Source organism: Bacillus sp. FJAT-26390, assembly GCF_001682865.1.
Classification (GTDB): domain Bacteria; phylum Bacillota; class Bacilli; order Paenibacillales; family Paenibacillaceae; genus Pristimantibacillus.
In genome coordinates, this window is the sequence record NZ_MAQX01000034.1 from 19,220 (window position 1) to 37,573 (window position 18,354).

Consider the following 18,354-nt stretch of genomic DNA (forward strand, 5'->3'; position numbering starts at 1 on the left):
TTTAAACCTTCTTATCTAATCGCCCCCTTACATAACTACTTTAAATTCAACTTATACCAGGACTAGAAGACTACTGATAAAAATCATCATAATTCACGTTACATAAAAAGTCAATTTTTGGGCATATAATATCACTCGAAAAACACAGTATGTTGATTCTCCTAAGTTTAAAATACCATATATAGTTTCAGGATTGAAATACAATAGAAGATTATAACTTAGTAAATTGGAACTATAACACTTGATCAGCAAAAAAATCATTCATTAAACAAAAAAGTCTATTTAATTCAATATTTACTAGATATTCTTAAAAAGTGACTACAAAGTTGATTACAAGATAATCTATCTAGAATCTTTACTCTTTATTAATTTTTCAAAACAAATCTCAATTTCAAGGCATTTACTATATAGCAAAATTAGATAATATAACCTTCACCATCCTTATTTCTGGTTCCGCTCTTTCCTCATATTTCTAGTTCCGATATTATCATTATGCTCTTATCTAGGAAATACCTTATAACCACGGGCTTTTTACCCGTTTAAATATGGGAACTAGAAACAGGGAACTAGAAACGGGAACTAGAAAATAATCTATTACTTTACTTCAATTCATTTAATCCTGGTTCCCATTCATTAAAAATTGACTCGTTTGCTCTTCATCCCAAACCAATGTATATCCACCTTTCGTACTTGTTGGCGCATATAAAAAACCTTCTTCCACAAGCTGCTGCATATACTCCAGTACTTTCTCTTTCCGAATGGAGAATACCTCTCGCAGCTCTGAGCTCTTGGCTGCACGGTGCTCACAGATATAGCGCTTCATCTTGTTTAGCATTTCAGCTTGTTCATGAGCCGTCTGTTCCTCCGCATCACGAATAACCGGTCTCATTTTTGATTCCTTATCATAAGGACCGATAATTCCCTCCTTCAGCATCGTTTCTCCTGGTTGCCGTAGCATAACTAATCCTTAACTCTCGCTGCACGACCTCAATGGAAAAGCCGCCGTGTGCTTTAACAATCTCCAGAACCTGCTCATATTCACTTAAGTGCTGCCGATTCGGTTTGGTTCCCTCCTCTGTCGGCCGCTCATCCATGCGATCCGCTTTATCGGACTCCTCACTCGTCCCCCATGGCGGATCTGAATCTGCTATATCATCATCAAAAGACTCTTCCAATTGCCCATCGTCTTTGATCGACCATTCGCTCTTATCTCCTGGTTCATTGGACCAATAGGTTTTTAATTCCTCAATGAGTGCCGTAGCTTCGTTATCGTCTACGCTCGTCGCAGCAGACTGGAATCGTTGCAATGAAATACAAACACCATCTCCAAACCCTAACAAGGGAGGAGCGCCGCGATCCAGCACCGTGCGATAATCGACAGCGCTTTGTAATTGGAAAGTCACTCGTGAAGGTAGATTTGCTTTAATAATGCCGGTGACAACATCAACGCTGGGCCGCTGCGTCCCTAATATCAAATGAATACCGGCGGCACGTGCCTTTTGTGTAATGCGCTGTACGCCATCTTCAACCTCTTCACCGACCACTAACATGAGATCGGCGTACTCATCAATGATAACCACAATGAATGGAAGCTTTTCTTGCGGTCTTTTACTGTTGTATGCCTTTAAATTTCGTACACCTGCCTCTGCAAACTTTTCATAGCGCTGCTCCATCTCTACAATCACTTTAGTAAAGGCGAGCATCGCTTTCCGCATATCGGATACTGGCGGTACGAGCAAATGCGGCAGACCTCTATAAATGGTGAACTCCACCTGTTTGGGATCGATTAACAACAAGCGCAGCTGATTTGGCGACCGGGTGAGCAGTAAAGAATTAATAATCGTATTGATACATACCGATTTCCCTGAACCGGTTGCCCCAGCAATAAGCAAATGAGGCATTCGGGCCAGGTCAACAATCATCGGATTTCGCGAACGTCTTTCCCAAATATAACGGGTAAAGCGGCTTCCTCTGCAAAAGCCATAAGTTCCGCTGCCATATCGCGCATATAGACAAATGCCCGATCTGCTTGCGGCTCAACAAAAGCAGCTGCACTTCGAAATTGCGGCGCCTTCGCCGGATATTTTATTAAAACTCGCAAAGCCTCTTGGTGTATCATATGAAGATTTAATGACTAAAGCAGGGTATATATCCAAAAACACAAATAACCCCACGGATAGTGGGGATGAACTAGAGAATGTAGATGTTGGGGATCCTGGAACCCCAGAGAGAGACGAATTTACAAAACTATTTCTTAAAGATTTTAATGAATTATCAGAAGAAGCACAAAAACAAATCCATGCACTAATAAAGACGTGGAACAATAATAAGAAGTGATCATCTAGTTTTACTACCATCAAACCTTATAACTGCTCTTAATTTTCTCAAAAACTCAAGAACTTCTGTCTTTGTTGATTCTTTTAAAAAATTCGCAAATCTGGATCTGTACATTTTCGAGAAAAAAGGACCGGAGTGGAAGATTACCGATAAGTCTTGGGAGAATATTCGTGACCAGCTCGTTTATTCCAAAGTAAACGGCGGGTTTCCCAGCCTGATGGTTAAGGATGGGGACTTTAACCGTGTAGGTGAGCTGTATCTTATCCATGAATACGAGGGTATGGAGCTTGATCTCAAATATGTAGAGCGCACGCTGCCTCATGTTGTTCAGCTTTGGGGGAAGAACGTTCATTTGGAAACGTTTGTTGAGGATAAGAAGATCGTGTTTAGCTGTGATGGGAAGAAGACGAGTCGGAAGTTTGTTTGATTTAGTGAAATTGCTTCTTAACTCTTCATTGAAGAGCTGTCATGCATAAAGCTAATACAAAAAACCCAATCCCATTCGATTGGGTTTTCTATTTTCGTCAATTCCTCCTCCAATTACATTCAAGTCTATGCTAAATCAGTCGTTGCACCGATTATTGCTTTGCGAAGGTTTAGTTTAAATAAACATATTTTCTGCATAGCATTTGTGGGAAAAGGCCAATTGTCCGACGATCAAACCGTCGGACAATTGGCCTTCTTCTATAAGCTCATTTCAGGGTTTAAGCATAACATCCAGATAATCAATCTCCGCGTAATTAGCGCCTTTGGTAAACCGAATTTTATTATGTCCGGCCGTTAAGGTTTTCTCGATTGCAGTCGTTCCCCAGTTTCCCCAGTCAGAATAAGCAATATCGACCACTTGACTCGTTCCTCCATTGACAGTCATGTTGTACGTTGAAGTCGCGTGAGGATCGCTAGTTCCGTTAGCCGTTCTTGCCAACAGGATATAGGAACCTGCCGAAGCGACGGTAACATCGAATTCGATATAACTGTTCGCATTATCGATGTATCCAACCTTTTTGCGGCCTGAGGCCGTCTCGTCCTGAACTCTCTTTGCCCCGTTCGCAAGCTTCGCCTCCTCGGCTTCATATCTCTTCCTTTCGGGCTCTCCGGACGGTGCCCGGATCGGAAAGTTCGGCGAGACCGGAACGCTGAGGTTAGGCGTATTGTCGGCATTCCACGTAAATGGCTGCGCCCTTACATTCCGTGTCCAGCCTGCTCCTGAAAATCTAGCAGCATGATAGATTAGCCAATCCTCCGTGCCGTCAGGCGATTTGGTGAAGCTATTGTGCCCCGGTCCGTAGATGCCGCTTCCACTGCTGAAAATCGATGCGTTCTTCTTCGTCCAGGAAGCTGCCGACAATAAATTAGAGGTGTTGCTTGCCGTTAGCAGTCCCAAGTTATAATTATCACTCCAACTGCCATACGCCGAGTATACCAGATTAACCTTATTGCCTTTGACGATAGGCTGCGGCGCTTCATTTACATCAGGTGCAAGAGGATCTGGTGTAATCTCCCAATCGTAAGTAGCCGATGAAATTAGCGTCTTTGCGCTGGACAGCGTATACGGATTGCTCATCGATGCCACATAGAGGTTCTGACGATAGATATACGGAGAATCCCATCCGGACCAGAACCAATACAACTGTCCTGCAACATTCAACACGGTCCCATCGATTGCCCACAAATCGGTCGCATCGGTTATTTTCCCTTTATCGGTAAAAGTTCCTTGGAACGGATCGGCGTTTGTATTTTCCAATACAAACATGCGATGGTTATAACCATCCGTATCACCGCATGTCGTGGCCGAATAATAGGCATACCAGGCATTGTTCAGAAAATGAATCTCCGGTGCCCAGATAGCTTGACAGTTAGCCGCATTGGGGTTGTTGGTCGGCGGGGTCCAGATGACCTTCTTCTCGCCGGATTCAATACCGGACATGGTCTTGGATCTCCAGATCGTCACATTGTTTCCCGTCGTCCGGGTGTAATAATAGTAACCGTCGGTATGTTTGTACATCCATGCGTCAGCGCCATCCTGAGAGATGACGTTATGGAAATCGGATCGGGCAAGCAACGGCGAACGCACCTCTACCTCGGATAGTTCCACAAGGCCACTCTGACCGCCTCCTGGAAATTTTAACCGCAAATACCTTCCCGAAGCGTTTAAGGTGTACGAGTACTTCGATGAATCGTAGTTCAGACCCTCGACAGGTACATTATTCGCGCTCAGTGCGTTAGTCCAGGTATTCTTGTCATTACTAACCTCAAAGGTGATGTTGGCCGGCACGGTATAGGAGGTGCCATAAGGATACTCCCGGAAGTATAAAGCCACATCCTGTATGGACGTTATTTTTCCCAAATCAACCTCCCACCATGAGTTTACCGCTCCTGCGGCGGTTGATGCCCATGCATTCTCCGCCGTTCTGCGGGAGTGCGTACCGTCGTTTGCCTTAGCGGCCGGATACATCGTCGAATACGAAGATGAAGCCGTCGCTTTTCTCTTATAGGCGGCATTTAGCGTCTGGCGCTGATGCTGAGGAAGACTGCGGTTGAAGATCCCGACCTCCGACAATTGCACTAGCGTATCCTGGCCGCCGTCCTCAAACAGCAATCGGACATATCTTCCTTTGCCGTTTACGGAATAGGAATACGTAGCGGACCCATAGGGCTGACCAGTCGCAGGAACGTTAGCCGATCTTGCGATCAGTGTCGTCCAATTCGTATTATCGTCGCTTGTTTGAATAGTAATCGTCTTGGGCACCATATAGGCCGTATCTGCGATAAATTCCCTAAATTTTACCTCGATGGTTTTAAATTTTTCCTGCTGTCCCAAATCAACTTTCCACCAACTGTTCAGGTTCGTACCCGAGGTGCTTGACCACGCATTGTTCGGATTAGCGGTTCCATGGCTATTCAAACCGTCGTTTGCCTTGCCTGCAGCGTAGGTACTATCAATTACAGAAGATGCGGAAGCCGTCTTTCCGATCGCTAGATTAACGGATGCTGCTACCGCTTTTTCTTGAGCGATTTCAACCTCCGAAAGCTCGATTAGCGAGTTTTGCCCACCTGTAGGAAACTTCAGTTGCACGTATCTAGCCTCTCCTTGGAAAGGATAGAAGTACACTTCGGAAGCATAGGTTGAATTTTCCAGAGGAACGTTCGTCGATTGATTCACGACCGTTGTCCAGTTGACATTGTCGTTGCTTATTTGCACGGTTACCGAGTTCGGGACCATGTATGCTTTTTCTTCAAATTCACGATACTTGATGCGAACGCCTTCCATCTTCTGCTTTTTTCCTAGGTCCAGCCTCCACCAGGAGTTAAGCGTAGCGCCGCTTGCGGTAGCCCAAGCATTCTCCACGGTGTCATTGCTGTTAATACCGTCCACGGCTTTATTGGCAGCATAGTCAGCGCTGTACTGCGATGACGAAGTAGCGGTTTTCTTGAATCCCGGATTGGATACGATCGTGTCCCAATATTTTTTGGCACGCTCAAACTCTGTCGCATCGTTCTTGTAGGCATCGGGATTCCACATCCAGTTTGCCATCGATATGGCATAGATTTTGTGCGGAGTTGTCGGTCGGAAAATATTTTCCAAGACGCCTTCGGAAGTATTTCGCGGCATATCGTTCCATACGTAACCGCCCGGCAATGTTAAAGATTGAGCAGGCGGAACTAGTGTTTTCGTTTTAAACGGAACTCTTGAATCTGTAAAGTAATAGTTGTCTATCTCCCATTTCGGTACGTCCTTATCGTTAAAATTCAATCTTGTATCCGCCAGTTCGTAGTCATTGTGCCAATAGAACGGCAGTTTATAAGGATTGTTCGTAGAATTTCTCCAAGTGGATACGTGGGCAGGCGTTACCTCCGTCGAGAAGACATCATACCCTGTCCAAGTAGCCCCGATCTCCGGGATCAGTCCGTTCGTAAAAGTATTCAAGTAAGTGCTGATATCGGACTCCGCAAGATGATATTTCTCCGGTGTCGTCAGCAAGTAGAACCCTTCCTGACTTGACAAACTTTTTTGTACTTTATTGGCCAAATCCCGATGTTTCGCCGGATCCGGATAGGCCTGATCGTCAAAGGCCAGCATAATTTTGGAAGCGCCTTCATCTAGTGATAATTTAAACAAATCGATCAGCTTGCTATACTCCGCATCAGTCGGCAACCCTCCCGAATAACCGGGATTGACCCCCTGCATAAACTGGATGATCCCTTTATCCCTTTCATAATTGCTAAACTCCTTTACCGCATTCACGTAATCCGAAGTAGGATTTCTCCATCCAGTCTCTAACAGATGGGAGTAGCATAAGTTGAACACGTTAATCTTCAGCAGAGGAAGCATATGCATCCAGTCTCTAGCGTCGGAATACGAAAATTCTCCTTCATTATTAACATGATATTTTGTGTAAATGTCCTTGATGATCCGCATATCCATATCCGGATAGTCGCGAACCGATACGACCCGCAGCCTGGTTAGGGAACCGCTCGAATCTACCATTTGGGCAAGGCTGGTCGAACCGTAATAGGCTCCGATAGCCTCGTAACCGGTTACTAACACAATATGCCGATTGCCGACCAACGCCCGCTCGATTGCATACCCCTCCTTATGATCGGGAACATCAATGGAGTAGCTGCCGTTAACGGTATTGGTATTCGCCGTTCCGATGGCAATGACCACCGAATAGGCTGAATTGGATTGATCGTCGTAGAGTATCGGAATTTGCTGCCCGTTCTTGCGGGCAATGACTCTTTGCAGCAAATTTGCGCCCTCCTCCTCCGCCGGTGAAGCATCTCTTCCGATTACGATTGCCGCTTTATAGGAAGTACCGTCATGCAGCGTCAAAAACTCTTCCGTATAGCTAACCTGCTGAGGAGTTGGTACGATCTTGTCGATATCCCCAATCGTCGCACTGGCGCGTTCAAACGGGCCGATGAGAAATCCGGTTGTCGCAAGAGCTAGAACCATCACTATTTTTGACAGATACACTAGATAACGTTTCATTTAATAGCCTCCTTATTATTCTTTTAGCGATCCCAGCATTGCGCCTTTGACAAAATATCTTTGCAGGAACGGGTAGACGACCAGAATCGGCACCGTGGCAAAAATAATAATGCCTGCGCTCATCATTTCCGGTGTAACAGGCATATTTAGTTCGAACTGCACTTCCCCCATGAAGTTGTTCAGCCCTTTCTTAGCGACCAGGTTTTGCAGCAGCACCTGCAAAGGATAAAGCGTCTTGTCCCTAATGAAAACAAGTGCGGAAAAGTAAGTGTTCCATTGATAAACGGCATGGAAGAGACCGATGGTGGCAATAACAGCCGTAGATAAGGGGAGCACGATACGGAAATAGATGCCCGCCTCGCTGCAGCCGTCCATCTTCGCCGCATCGAACAGCTCTCCGGAAACATTCCGGAAAAAGGTTCGCATAATGATCACATAAAAGGCGCTTGTTGCTCCCGGTATCATCAATGACCAGAGCGTATCTAGCATATGGAGAGATTTGACAAGCAGAAAACCCGGTATAAGTGGTGCGGGTAAAATAAAAGTAAGTACAATGAGCCGCATAATCCACGTTCGACCTGGCATGGTCGTTCTAGAGAGCGCGAAAGCAATCATGGACGTGAGAGCCAGTGTAATTAACGTGCCGACAATGGTAATGTAGACACTGACTCCCATCGCCCTCCACATTTCATCCATCGAAATTATTTTTTTGTAAACGGCAAACTGCAGTCCTTTTGGCCAGAAATAGACTAGCTTAGCCTGCGCATACAGCGGAGAGCTTAGAGAAACCGACAGGATGTGAATTAAGGGAGCCAACATGATTAAGCTTAGAGCTGTCAAAATGGTGATCAAAAATGCCTGGAAAGCAATAGGTTTACGCACGACTCCACCTCCTATGTTAGTAAAGGCTCTCTCCGGTTGTTTTACGACTGATCGCATTCAGCCCGAATACAAGTACAATCCCCACCACGGCTTTAAACAAGGCAATTGCCGTCGTATAGCTGTACTGGCCGCCTACCAAACCGAAAGTATATACATACGTATCGAACACCTCTCCCACATCCCTAACTAGCGGATTCAGGAAAATCAGCACCTGCTCTACATTCGCGTCCAGAATATGTCCAACCGAGAGAAGCAGCACGACAACCATCGTCGGCATCAATAAGGGCAGTGTAATACTCCACATTTGTCTCCATCTGCTGGCGCCGTCAACCATGGCAGCTTCGTAGAAATTCGGATTAATTCCGGATAGTGCCGCCAGATAGAGAATAGTGCCCCATCCAACCTCTTTCCAGATCCCAGTGGATATCAGTACAGCTATAAAAGTGTTTCCTTGCGTTACATAGTCAATCTTTTCTATACCCATTTGACTAGCTATTGTATTAATAATGCCTTCGAATGATAGTAGATTAATGAAGATTGATCCGACGATAACCCATGACAAGAAGTGAGGCATGTAGACAACGGTTTGTACGATTCTCTTGAACGCCATCGATTTCAGTTCATTCAGCAGCAACGCTAAAATGATTGGTGCAGGGAAGCCGAACAACAGCGAATAGAAGCCGAGCTTCGCCGAGTTGCGAAACACTTCATAAAAATCTTCGAAACCGAACATCCGCTTGAATTGAGCAAAGCCAACCCACGGGCTGTGTAAAATTCCTTTGAAGATGTTATAGTCCTGAAAGGCAATGACATTGCCAAGCAGTGGAACGTATTTGAATATTAAAAAATAGAGCAATCCAGGCAAAGCGAACAAGATGAGAATCCATTTGTCGCGTAAAACTAACCGCTTATTCATAACATCACCTGCCGATTCTTGTGGATGGCCAACCTGCTTTTTCAGCTTTACTGATCGTTCGCGAACCACGCTGCATGCATGAGGCATGCAGCGCAATCCACGATTGTCGTTATTTATGGAACGCATTATACCATTGCGTTGCTTCATCAATTGCTTTATCTCCGCCGCGTTTATTCCAGTCCGCAACAAATTTGTCAAAGGCATCGATCGGTTGACTTCCCGTCATGATCTTGGAGAACATCTCGACGAACATCGTTCCCCAAGTCGATATTTCCGGGTTGTTCTGGAAGGTGACAAGCGGCGGCATATACAGACTATCATGCGGCATTGCAATATCCGCCGAGAGCTTATAGCCTGCAATGATCTTTTCCGATTCTGGCAGTGTTTTTAATACCAGATCGTTGTTGAACCCGATCTCACGGGGATTGATAGACAATTGGAACATTTGGAACGCATTTTTGTCCGCGTTCACGGGAGCCGAAACATCATATTTGAGTTCTCCGCTTTCTTCGGAATAATTAGAGCCTTCAATCCCATAGGCGAAGAACTTATCCGCTTCCGGTGCACTCCATGCCCAATCGAGATATTTAATGATTTCTTCGGGATTTTTTACCGTTTCTGGAATTACCCACACGAAATAAATGCCGTCGGACTCGGGTCCCAAACCTCTTTCCCCTCTAGGTCCCGCTGGTGGAGCGACCATCGAGATCTTGACCTTGTCCGGCTCGTTGACGAATTTCTTAGGCGCATTGGTTGCACTGAAGTCAGGTGTGTATTGATAGACAGCGGCAGCAAAGCTTCCCGACTTGCCGTTATAGATATCGGCGCGGAAATCGGCCTCCTTCTTCGTGAACAAATCACGATTGACATACCCTTTCTCATATAGCATCCGATAAAATGCGATTGCTTCCTTCATCTTCGGGCTGATCATATCAGGAATCAGCTTGCCATCCTGCAAGTGCCAAGTTCCGGGATCAACGCCGAACGATCCGAAGAACATCGAGCTCCAACCTACTCCTTCAAACATCGTATAGCCGTATTCGTCGTCTGGATCACCATTTCCGTTCACATCCTGGACCTTAACCTGCTCGAAATAGTTAAGCCACTCGTCAATCGTTTCCGGCTGCTTCAAGTTCAGCTTGTCGAGCCAATCCTGGCGGATAAAACCAATTCTGTCGTTTGCCGTTCCGACAAGAACTGGAATGCCGTAAATTTTCCCGTCCTTTTGAACACGTGGACTGTTCCATGCGGTTTCGGGAATGCGTTTTTTGAGGTTTGGACCGTACTGATCAATCAAGGAACCTAATTCTTTGAAGATACCCTGTTCAACCGCATCCTTGTGAATGGTGGAATCGATACTGGGCGTCCGGACCAGATCAGCCAATTCCCCAGAAACAAAACGCAGAGAGAGCTGTTGATCGTAGTCGGAATGTCCGAGAAAATCAAAACTGAGATTATAACCCGATAACTTGTTTAACTCTTTGATATAGGGATCGTCTGCTTTTACAGTTTTGGCATACTCCGCTTCTGCATGGGAAAGAAGTACCTTAATGGATTTATTGCCCGAATTCGGGCTTTTGGTACCGCTTTCATTATTGCTTTCAGTGCTTTCTTTCCCTTCACTATTCGGACTGAGCTCGTTTCCTTTGTTCCCCTTACTAGAACACGCGGAAAGAATGAGTGCGAATGCGATGACGATAACCCAAATTTTCTTCATTTAGTGATACCCCTCTCGTCTAGTGTGGTTCATCATTTATGTTTGCAAGGCGGTCAATTGCCTGAGGTCGCGATCCTGCAAGGCATTTTGCCATCCTCTGAAACTAGACCGTATACTGCGAAGCCAGCACTCACTTATAATTCTACTGCCCTATAAGTAGGATTGGATAACTTTGTTGATACCATTCGCAATATCTTCCATATCTCTCTCGGATCCAAGAAGAACGTTCTGGTGTAACCAGAGCAATTCAAGTTCGGAAGCTTTTTCTGCCACCGGACAGCTGTTAGTCCTAACTTCTCCAACCAGCTTGTGGATTCGATCGATAATGGCGGAATTCTTGTTAAGTGGGACGTAACCTGCCGTAGCCGGTATCCCCTCTGCATTCAACTTACGGATAAAATCTTCTTTAACAATTCGGTCTGTAATGTCTCTATCCAGCTTGAACATATAAAGATGGTTCGCATGCTTCGTAATCCTGCTATCATACTTCACGGGCTGGATTCCTTCCATTTGTTGCAAGAGACCGTCCAAATGATTTGCGCTGCGCTGGCGAATTTCCATCTGTTCTTCCACTCTGCTCAACTGGGCAAGCGCTAGCGCAGCTTGCACCTCACTGAACCTGAAGTTCCAGCCAATGCGCTCGTGCTGATACCATCTTCCGTTGCGAACACGACCGCAGTTATGAATTGACCAGACATGATCGGCTAATTCCTCATCGTTGCTTACAATGACTCCGCCCTCACCGCTATTGAGATTTTTACTGGATTGGAGACTGAAGGTACCCAAATCACCTAGAGCGCCTACCCCTTGGTCTTCCCATTTGGCGCCTACTGCCTGCGCGGCATCTTCAATTAAAGCTAGTTTATTTGTCATCGCAATTTGCTGCAAGCGTGTCATGTTGGCTGGAGCACCGGCAATATGCACTGCGATAATCGCCTTGGTAGCTGGAGTGATCGCTGCTTCTACTTTGTCCGGATCGATCAGCATGGACTCATCTACATCCACAAATACTGGAATAGCGCCAATCAATAATGCTGCCGTAGCGGTAGCAATGAACGTATAGGGGGGCATGATAACCTCATCGCCGGCATCTACACCTGCAGCCAGTAAAGCAATGCTTATGGCAATTGTGCCATTATTGACTGTTATGGCGTATTTCGCATCCTGCAGACGGGCAAATTTTTCCTCGAATAATTTGATTTTATCTGGATCCACACCTCCCCAGTTCCCCGATCTGACGGCCTCCAACATAAGCTTTTCTTCCAGGTCTCCGAATATCGGCCACTTGGGAAATGGGTGCGTTCTTATCGGACTTCCACCATCTACTGCTAATTTTAACTTCTGCATGCTGTTATTCCTCCTAGGTTTTTGGTTCATCAATAATAGCCATAAGTTGCCTCTTTACTTCCGCCTCAACAGCCTGGTCGAAAGGACAAGGGAGGCCGAAATAGGTAACGGATTCAATCGGCTCATATCCGCCTTCCTGCAGTTGATTTGCGGTTGTAATATATCCGATCATTCCATTGCTATAAGCCAGAGGGACAAGGCCCGGGGAGCAGCTCTTCAAGAACAAACCGTATTCCACTACCATTTCGCCATTCATAGCTATAAATGTTAACCCTTCGGCTATAGTTAGCTTAGTAATTTCAAATCGGGCTTGCTTCCTGAGCTTGTCAGGTTGCTCCAAGAAGCTTTGAGCCCAATTACGGACGTCTGCTGAAGCCGATTCATCCACGACTCGCTGCAGCTTTTCCTTCGAAGGTATTTCTGCATAAGGAAGCACTGCAATCGATCGCCTACTAGTCAGCACACTGGGTTCAAGCCATTTAAGCTCTCCAGATAAGATCGCATCTACATCGTCTGCAAACCTTTGTCCTACGATGGAAATGACATCCTGATTGCTTTCGGAAACTTTCGGCATAACGGGATTAATGTCGCCGCTGCAGCCTTGAAGATAAGCGCATACCGTTAAGGAGCCGTTACGCTGCTCCAGCCGTTCCATCGCGTAGCCGCAAAATTCAGAGGATACCGAATTGCGGTCCGTTAGCGTTGGATGACAGGCATAGTGGGTTAACACGCCCTTCTTCTTCCCTGCTAAAGTGGTAAAGACGTATACCCTTAGCTCAGGATCGGTCAATCCTTCCGGGTTCGGAGACAACACAATTTGGTCCCCAACCTTCTTCCTGCGGCTCACGCCGATCCTTGATGTGCCTTTTCCCATCTGTATACTCACAGGCTCGGCATCGCCTGCTGCATCTTCCACACTCCGCATTACCGCTTGTTCCAAAAAAGCGAGGTAATTCGGATCAGGCACTCCTAGCCCAATTGTTCGCGTTGAAATGGCCGGACCGGAGTGTGTATGGGTGGCATGTAGAATAATGGCGTCCTCCGCGATTCCCCACTGACGCTCTATTCGCGCGCGCAGTTGATCAGCCAATTCTTCTGACCAGAACAGAATATCGGCAGACAAGAGCAGCGACTGCATCTTTGAACCGTCCGTAAAATGCTGTTGAAAATAAAACGTTCGCAAGTACAAGCGGCTATCGATAGTCTCGAAGTTTCGGTTGCACCGGCTGGCAAAACCAGCTAGCGGCAATGCGAATGGCGGAGTGATATCGACTTTGGCTGTACCGACACTTAATTGAAGCTCCATAGAATCACTCCTTTCGATTTCTATGTTATAATACATTTCATTAAGAATTCGGTCATTTTTTTTATTTACCTGGTCAATAAAAGTAAAACAGCGAAAAAATCGGGGGGTAAATCGTCATGGTTATTTTTCCTGAATATGAAGATGTTCTGTCTTTATCTGGAGCCGTGAGCCGCAAGTTTTCATGCGTAGTTACAACGCATACGCTCCATAAGCATTATGCTTTGCACCACCATGATGTGCTCGAACTATCCCTTGTCGTTAGCGGAACCGGAACCGAATTCATAAACGGGAGTCCGCATAAACTTCAACCAGGAACAGTCACTTTTTTACGCCCCCATGATATGCATGAAATATTTTGCGATGATACTGGCGTAGAAGTGATTTGCTGCATGTTCGATATAAGCCTGCTGTTTGGATCCACAATGGAGGCGGAATTCGGCACGATCATTTTAGGAACGAATGACGGATCCACATCCTATGTAGACCTCGATCCTCACTCTTACGCCGAAATGAGAGCTTGCCTTGAAAAAATGCGGTTAGAATTCCAAGAAGACAAGCTGGCTAAAAACTCGTATATTCGCAGCAAGCTAATCGAAGCCCTGATTATCTATTTCCGCGCTCATCAAAGTAGAAATAATCTCGCGCCGACAAGCTCCAATTATCGCAATAAAAAACTAATATGGAACGTCATTCAATACGTGAATACCCACTATATTAACGACTTATCCCTTGAAATCCTCTCTACCCAATTCGATACCAGCGTTTCCGCCATTAGTCTGGCGTTCAAGGAAGTAATGGGAACAACATTCCTTCAATATTTGCACAGCCTTCGGATCAGGAGAGCTACCGGTCTGCTGTTGAACACAAGCATGTCTATTCTTGATGTCTCCTTGGAAGCTGGCTTTCAATCCTTTCGCACCTTCTCCAGGGTTTTCATGAAAATCGAAGGAATATCACCCCGCGAATACCGCCTAGAGTACTCAAGGGAGCCAGTAACCTCCTTCCCTTTGTCCGATGATTCAATGGATTAGGAATAGGAATCAATGCAATCTACTATCCGTGTCGCAATTCTAACGGCGGAACAAGCTTCTTCCGCCGTTATCGGAAGCGGACCATTCATCTCGATTGCCTGGATAAAGCTTGCCAGCTGAAAATAATAGGCGTCTTCAAGCTCTGGCGACTCAGGTATAATAACGCCTCGATTAGATGAATTCCCATGAGCCACCTTATTATCGCTCTCATTACTCTCCTTGACGCCGCCTAAACTAAGAACCCCTTGTTCTACAGTAATATCAAATCCGGCATGAAAGTCAGAAGCCCCCCAAATAGCCTCTAAGCATACCTTAGTTCCGTCAGCGTAATAGAGCCATGCCAACGCTTGCTCCACTCCCTCGCGAGCTGAAATTTCCGCTTTTATATGCGTAATTTGATCTCCAAGAAGCCAAAGCACGTAATCGATATCATGAATCATAAGATCGAACACAATACCGCCGCTTTTTCGCTTATCCAGAAACCAGCTGTTCTCTGCCGGCATTAGACTTGCTCTTGTAGTACGCACTGACTTGGCCGCTCCAACTTCCCCTGAGCGCAGCCGCAGGCGGGCCTCCTTATATTCCGGTAAAAATCTAACGACATGCGCGACACACAATTTAACACCCTTTACTCGGCTAGTCTCAATTAACTCCCAACAATCCACCTCGTTCAGTGTAAGCGGTTTCTCGCAGATTACATGTTTTCCAGCTTCGAGAGCCATCTGCACATATTCCTTATGCAAGTAAGTAGGCAAAGTCACGCAGATGATATCGATATCCGGATGTGCGATCATTTCGCTGTAAGATTCATAGATTTTTGCCTGCGGCAATTCAGCTAATGCGGCTGCTTTCTCCCGCTCGGGATGGCATACTGCCGCTACCCGAACTCCCTTGATCCTCATCAAACGATCGAGGTATACTCTCCCCATCGTTCCACACCCAATTAATCCGATGTTCATGCCTACCACCCTCCTCCTCTTTCTCCTTCATTTTAATGAAATCCACAAAAAAGGATGGTCAAAATTATTACAAAAGCAGACAATTCTGATAATTCAATGTTGCCTTATAGTAAGATAGAAAAAGAGAGCCCCTAAGGCTCCCCTGTTTATGTTTTATGAACGAACGACAGCATTTCCCCTTATGGATAACCACCGAACTGCTCTCCGAACAAGCCCTCTAGCGTTGGCAGCTCCCTCCCGCAAATGCTAGAGGGCTATCGAGACAGATGCGATTCCAAATCTCGTATATTTCCCCATTTTTTCGAGTACACGTTTTTGTATAAGCTTCGTCATTTCTTCGTGAAAGCCAATGAGGTGCAACTAGCCGGTTTATGATTATGTACTTATGTCACATCAGTCCCTACAAGGAATACAGTTTGAGCACAGCCGCCATGGCAGCTACACTCAATTTGTGCCATTACTGGCCACTTTTAAGTAATCAAGAAACTGCCGCAGCTATCCGGAATCGACCCCATCCCTTGTTTTACTCATTAATTAATACCTCTTTATGTATGCCTCGCCAAATGGATCGTCCGTAGCGCTTCGATCAGAGTATTCTCTTCGTCACTTAGACGTTTTATGTACTGCAACTCAATCGGTTCAGGTGTTATCACCAGTTTCACTCACTCTCATAAGGCGATTTTTTCCTTCCACACGGCGACATCAATTAATTAATTATCCCGTTTTGACCATGTTCTTGTCATCGTCCTGGAAAATAACAAGGAAGTGCTGTCACACATTCCCCTTCAAATATTAGCTAAAGTGATCGCTATTAACCAAGGCAGACACATTTGTCTCTTATGTCTCTCTTATGTCACTTTACATTTTTATTTATCTTTATTACCTCCTATTATCTCGATATGGATTATTCAATAAATGTGTTGTCCTAATGTATAAATATTTGCATTGAAACAAAAAATAAAGTTGATTTTAATTCTAAAAAGTGAATGGGGTATTAAAATGAAAAGAGTGATGATAGTTATTAGCTTAATCGGTTGTATCATGATGTTTTCGGCTATACCTGTATCTGCAGAGAATTATGACCGTTCGAATAACGGAACTACAATGAACGCAAANACTCTCATAAGGCGATTTTTTCCTTCCACACGGCGACATCAATTAATTAATTATCCCGTTTTGACCATGTTCTTGTCATCGTCCTGGAAAATAACAAGGAAGTGCTGTCACACATTCCCCTTCAAATATTAGCTAAAGTGATCGCTATTAACCAAGGCAGACACATTTGTCTCTTATGTCTCTCTTATGTCACTTTACATTTTTATTTATCTTTATTACCTCCTATTATCTCGATATGGATTATTCAATAAATGTGTTGTCCTAATGTATAAATATTTGCATTGAAACAAAAAATAAAGTTGATTTTAATTCTAAAAAGTGAATGGGGTATTAAAATGAAAAGAGTGATGATAGTTATTAGCTTAATCGGTTGTATCATGATGTTTTCGGCTATACCTGTATCTGCAGAGAATTATGACCGTTCGAATAACGGAACTACAATGAACGCAAATAACTACAGAACAAATGCAACAACAGATGATGATGGTTTTGATTGGGGTTGGCTTGGTCTATTAGGTTTAATTGGTTTAGCAGGAGCAAGAAATCGTGCTCGAGATCGCGATCGCGATCGTGCTTAAGTGTTGAATTAGATCACACAAACACCCCCAGTTATTACACTGGGGGTGTTTGTGTGCGATTACTAGTACTTAAAAAAATCATGCAGGTTCCTATATGTTATAAAGTACCAAACATGATTTATCTACTCGCGGACATATTAACCAAGTCAAAATTAAGAATAAAAGGAGCATTACTAAATGGGAATATTAAACGGCAATCCAAAAGATGAACCCATGCATTACGGTGAAGTATTTAGTGTTTGGCAAGCTTCTACGGTGGCAAAAGGTTCTATATCTTGCTATCAAGCTTATTTAAACCACGCCGGCGACAAAGAACTTAAAAAGGTGCTGGACGCACTCATTGATCAAGCAAAACTTGAAATTAAGGAACTAGATGCATTGCTTACTGATAACGGGATTGCTGCCACTCCAGTAATGCCTGAAAGACCGTCAGTAAAACTTGAAGATATCCCTGTAGGTGCAAGATTTACAGATCCCGAAATTTCAGCTATGATTGCAGCTGACACTTCGATGGGGCTAGTTGCTTGTAGTCAAGTTATGGGTCAATCCATAAGGGAGGATATTGGCGCATTTTTTGCGAAGTACCATATCACAAAAACAGCATTAGGCTTAAAAATACTTGAGATGAGTAAAGATAAGGGATGGCTTATTCCTCCTCCTTTACAAATTAAAAGGCCTGAAACAGTTAACGTCTAAAGTAAATCCTATCCCTTTGGGATAGGATTTTTTTATTTTATCAAGACGCTATAATAAATTTTGGATACAAAAAATAAAGTTGGATATATTATTTTCAAATTAGGAGCTGAAATTATGTGGGAGGAAAATATAAATTGATGAAAAATACATATTTCAAACCAAAACAGCCCAATAATTGTAAAGGATGTTTATGGGGGAATTGGGATGGGCTACGACAATTTTGTTCTAAACAAAACTGTATTAAATTGAAATGATTTATTGGGTCAAAGTATTAAATTTCCTCCGTGGGATAAAATAAATAACGTTTCACTCCCTAATGCTGCATCTCGATTTAATTCGAATATGCAGCTTTTTTATGTATTGGTAGCTATTAATCAATAAAAAATCTCTTTGTATATATTTTTGATTCTAAGGAACTATATTCAAGAAAAAATAATTACTAAAAAGAAGGAAACAATACAATGAATCAATTTCAA

Annotated in this window: 13 protein-coding genes and 1 pseudogene; 5 read left to right on the forward strand and 9 right to left on the reverse strand. The window is 44.4% G+C overall.

The genetic code is table 11. From position 1 onward, the window contains the following. Nucleotides 1-613: 613 nt before the first annotated feature. On the reverse strand, nucleotides 614-934 hold the full coding sequence (locus tag A7975_RS27120) for a hypothetical protein (protein ID WP_065387214.1): 321 nt from the start codon (nucleotides 932-934) through the stop codon (nucleotides 614-616). Beyond that, nucleotides 903-1,922, reverse strand: a complete 1,020-nt coding sequence (locus A7975_RS27125; RefSeq protein WP_065387215.1) for an FtsK/SpoIIIE domain-containing protein — start codon at nucleotides 1,920-1,922, stop codon at nucleotides 903-905. The genes A7975_RS27120 and A7975_RS27125 overlap by 32 nt, the downstream gene beginning before the upstream one ends. Before the next feature lie 94 nt (nucleotides 1,923-2,016). Between A7975_RS27125 and A7975_RS33830 the strand changes: the two genes are divergently transcribed. Beyond that, the gene (locus A7975_RS33830) at nucleotides 2,017-2,337 is read left to right on the forward strand and encodes a hypothetical protein (RefSeq protein WP_141680434.1); all 321 of its coding nucleotides are present in this window, start codon (nucleotides 2,017-2,019) and stop codon (nucleotides 2,335-2,337) included. A 97-nt stretch (nucleotides 2,338-2,434) separates the two neighbouring features. Further along, a pseudogene (locus A7975_RS33350) lies at nucleotides 2,435-2,764 on the forward strand (stage V sporulation protein R); the annotation flags it as partial. A gap of 270 nt (nucleotides 2,765-3,034) precedes the next feature. On the opposite strand, the gene A7975_RS33355 reads toward A7975_RS33350, so the two are convergent. The 6 genes from A7975_RS33355 to A7975_RS27170 all read right to left on the reverse strand — a co-directional run bounded on the left by A7975_RS33355 (nucleotide 3,035) and on the right by A7975_RS27170 (nucleotide 13,498). After that, nucleotides 3,035-7,330 (reverse strand): family 43 glycosylhydrolase, encoded by a 4,296-nt coding sequence (locus A7975_RS33355; RefSeq protein WP_082198489.1) that lies wholly within the window; start codon nucleotides 7,328-7,330, stop codon nucleotides 3,035-3,037. Nucleotides 7,331-7,345: 15 nt separating this feature from the next. After that, a complete protein-coding gene (locus tag A7975_RS27150; protein WP_065387219.1) occupies nucleotides 7,346-8,212 on the reverse strand; it encodes a carbohydrate ABC transporter permease in 867 nt (288 codons plus the stop codon). 16 nt (nucleotides 8,213-8,228) lie between these two features. After that, nucleotides 8,229-9,128 (reverse strand): ABC transporter permease, encoded by a 900-nt coding sequence (locus A7975_RS27155; RefSeq protein ID WP_053377938.1) that lies wholly within the window; start codon nucleotides 9,126-9,128, stop codon nucleotides 8,229-8,231. 109 nt (nucleotides 9,129-9,237) lie between these two features. After that, the gene (locus tag A7975_RS27160; RefSeq protein WP_053377363.1) at nucleotides 9,238-10,845 is read right to left on the reverse strand and encodes a type 2 periplasmic-binding domain-containing protein; all 1,608 of its coding nucleotides are present in this window, start codon (nucleotides 10,843-10,845) and stop codon (nucleotides 9,238-9,240) included. A 150-nt stretch (nucleotides 10,846-10,995) separates the two neighbouring features. Continuing rightward, nucleotides 10,996-12,192 carry a DegT/DnrJ/EryC1/StrS family aminotransferase gene (locus A7975_RS27165; protein ID WP_053377364.1) on the reverse strand — a complete coding sequence of 399 codons (1,197 nt, stop codon included), beginning with the start codon at nucleotides 12,190-12,192 and terminating at the stop codon, nucleotides 10,996-10,998. Between the two features lie 13 nt (nucleotides 12,193-12,205). After that, the gene (locus A7975_RS27170) at nucleotides 12,206-13,498 is read right to left on the reverse strand and encodes a neutral/alkaline non-lysosomal ceramidase N-terminal domain-containing protein (RefSeq protein ID WP_065387220.1); all 1,293 of its coding nucleotides are present in this window, start codon (nucleotides 13,496-13,498) and stop codon (nucleotides 12,206-12,208) included. A 116-nt stretch (nucleotides 13,499-13,614) separates the two neighbouring features. On the opposite strand from A7975_RS27170, the gene A7975_RS27175 reads away from it, so the two are divergent. Then, complete coding sequence (locus A7975_RS27175; protein WP_065387221.1) at nucleotides 13,615-14,529, forward strand: AraC family transcriptional regulator; 915 nt, start codon at nucleotides 13,615-13,617, stop codon at nucleotides 14,527-14,529. Here A7975_RS27175 and A7975_RS27180 read toward each other — a convergent pair. Further along, nucleotides 14,526-15,488 (reverse strand): Gfo/Idh/MocA family protein, encoded by a 963-nt coding sequence (locus tag A7975_RS27180; protein WP_053377367.1) that lies wholly within the window; start codon nucleotides 15,486-15,488, stop codon nucleotides 14,526-14,528. The two genes, A7975_RS27175 and A7975_RS27180, sit on opposite strands and share 4 nt — an antisense overlap. A gap of 1,451 nt (nucleotides 15,489-16,939) precedes the next feature. On the opposite strand from A7975_RS27180, the gene A7975_RS27185 reads away from it, so the two are divergent. Together A7975_RS27185 and A7975_RS27190 are read left to right on the forward strand one after the other, a co-directional pair. Beyond that, on the forward strand, nucleotides 16,940-17,182 hold the full coding sequence (locus tag A7975_RS27185) for a WGxxGxxG family protein (RefSeq protein WP_065387222.1): 243 nt from the start codon (nucleotides 16,940-16,942) through the stop codon (nucleotides 17,180-17,182). Nucleotides 17,183-17,359: 177 nt separating this feature from the next. Beyond that, nucleotides 17,360-17,878, forward strand: coding sequence for a DUF3231 family protein (locus tag A7975_RS27190; RefSeq protein ID WP_065387223.1), 519 nt, complete (start codon nucleotides 17,360-17,362; stop codon nucleotides 17,876-17,878). The last annotated feature ends 476 nt before the right edge of the window (nucleotides 17,879-18,354 follow it).

Coding starts and splice junctions, on each gene's coding strand:
- A7975_RS27120 (WP_065387214.1), bottom strand. CDS start 934: ATGCTGAAGGAGGGAATTATCGGTCCTTATGATAAGGAATCAAAAATG.
- A7975_RS27125 (WP_065387215.1), bottom strand. CDS start 1,922: ATGATTGTTGACCTGGCCCGAATGCCTCATTTGCTTATTGCTGGGGCA.
- A7975_RS33830 (WP_141680434.1), top strand. CDS start 2,017: ATGCCCGATCTGCTTGCGGCTCAACAAAAGCAGCTGCACTTCGAAATT.
- A7975_RS33355 (WP_082198489.1), bottom strand. CDS start 7,330: ATGAAACGTTATCTAGTGTATCTGTCAAAAATAGTGATGGTTCTAGCT.
- A7975_RS27155 (WP_053377938.1), bottom strand. CDS start 9,128: ATGAATAAGCGGTTAGTTTTACGCGACAAATGGATTCTCATCTTGTTC.
- A7975_RS27160 (WP_053377363.1), bottom strand. CDS start 10,845: ATGAAGAAAATTTGGGTTATCGTCATCGCATTCGCACTCATTCTTTCC.
- A7975_RS27165 (WP_053377364.1), bottom strand. CDS start 12,192: ATGCAGAAGTTAAAATTAGCAGTAGATGGTGGAAGTCCGATAAGAACG.
- A7975_RS27170 (WP_065387220.1), bottom strand. CDS start 13,498: ATGGAGCTTCAATTAAGTGTCGGTACAGCCAAAGTCGATATCACTCCG.
- A7975_RS27175 (WP_065387221.1), top strand. CDS start 13,615: ATGGTTATTTTTCCTGAATATGAAGATGTTCTGTCTTTATCTGGAGCC.
- A7975_RS27180 (WP_053377367.1), bottom strand. CDS start 15,488: ATGAACATCGGATTAATTGGGTGTGGAACGATGGGGAGAGTATACCTC.
- A7975_RS27185 (WP_065387222.1), top strand. CDS start 16,940: ATGAAAAGAGTGATGATAGTTATTAGCTTAATCGGTTGTATCATGATG.
- A7975_RS27190 (WP_065387223.1), top strand. CDS start 17,360: ATGGGAATATTAAACGGCAATCCAAAAGATGAACCCATGCATTACGGT.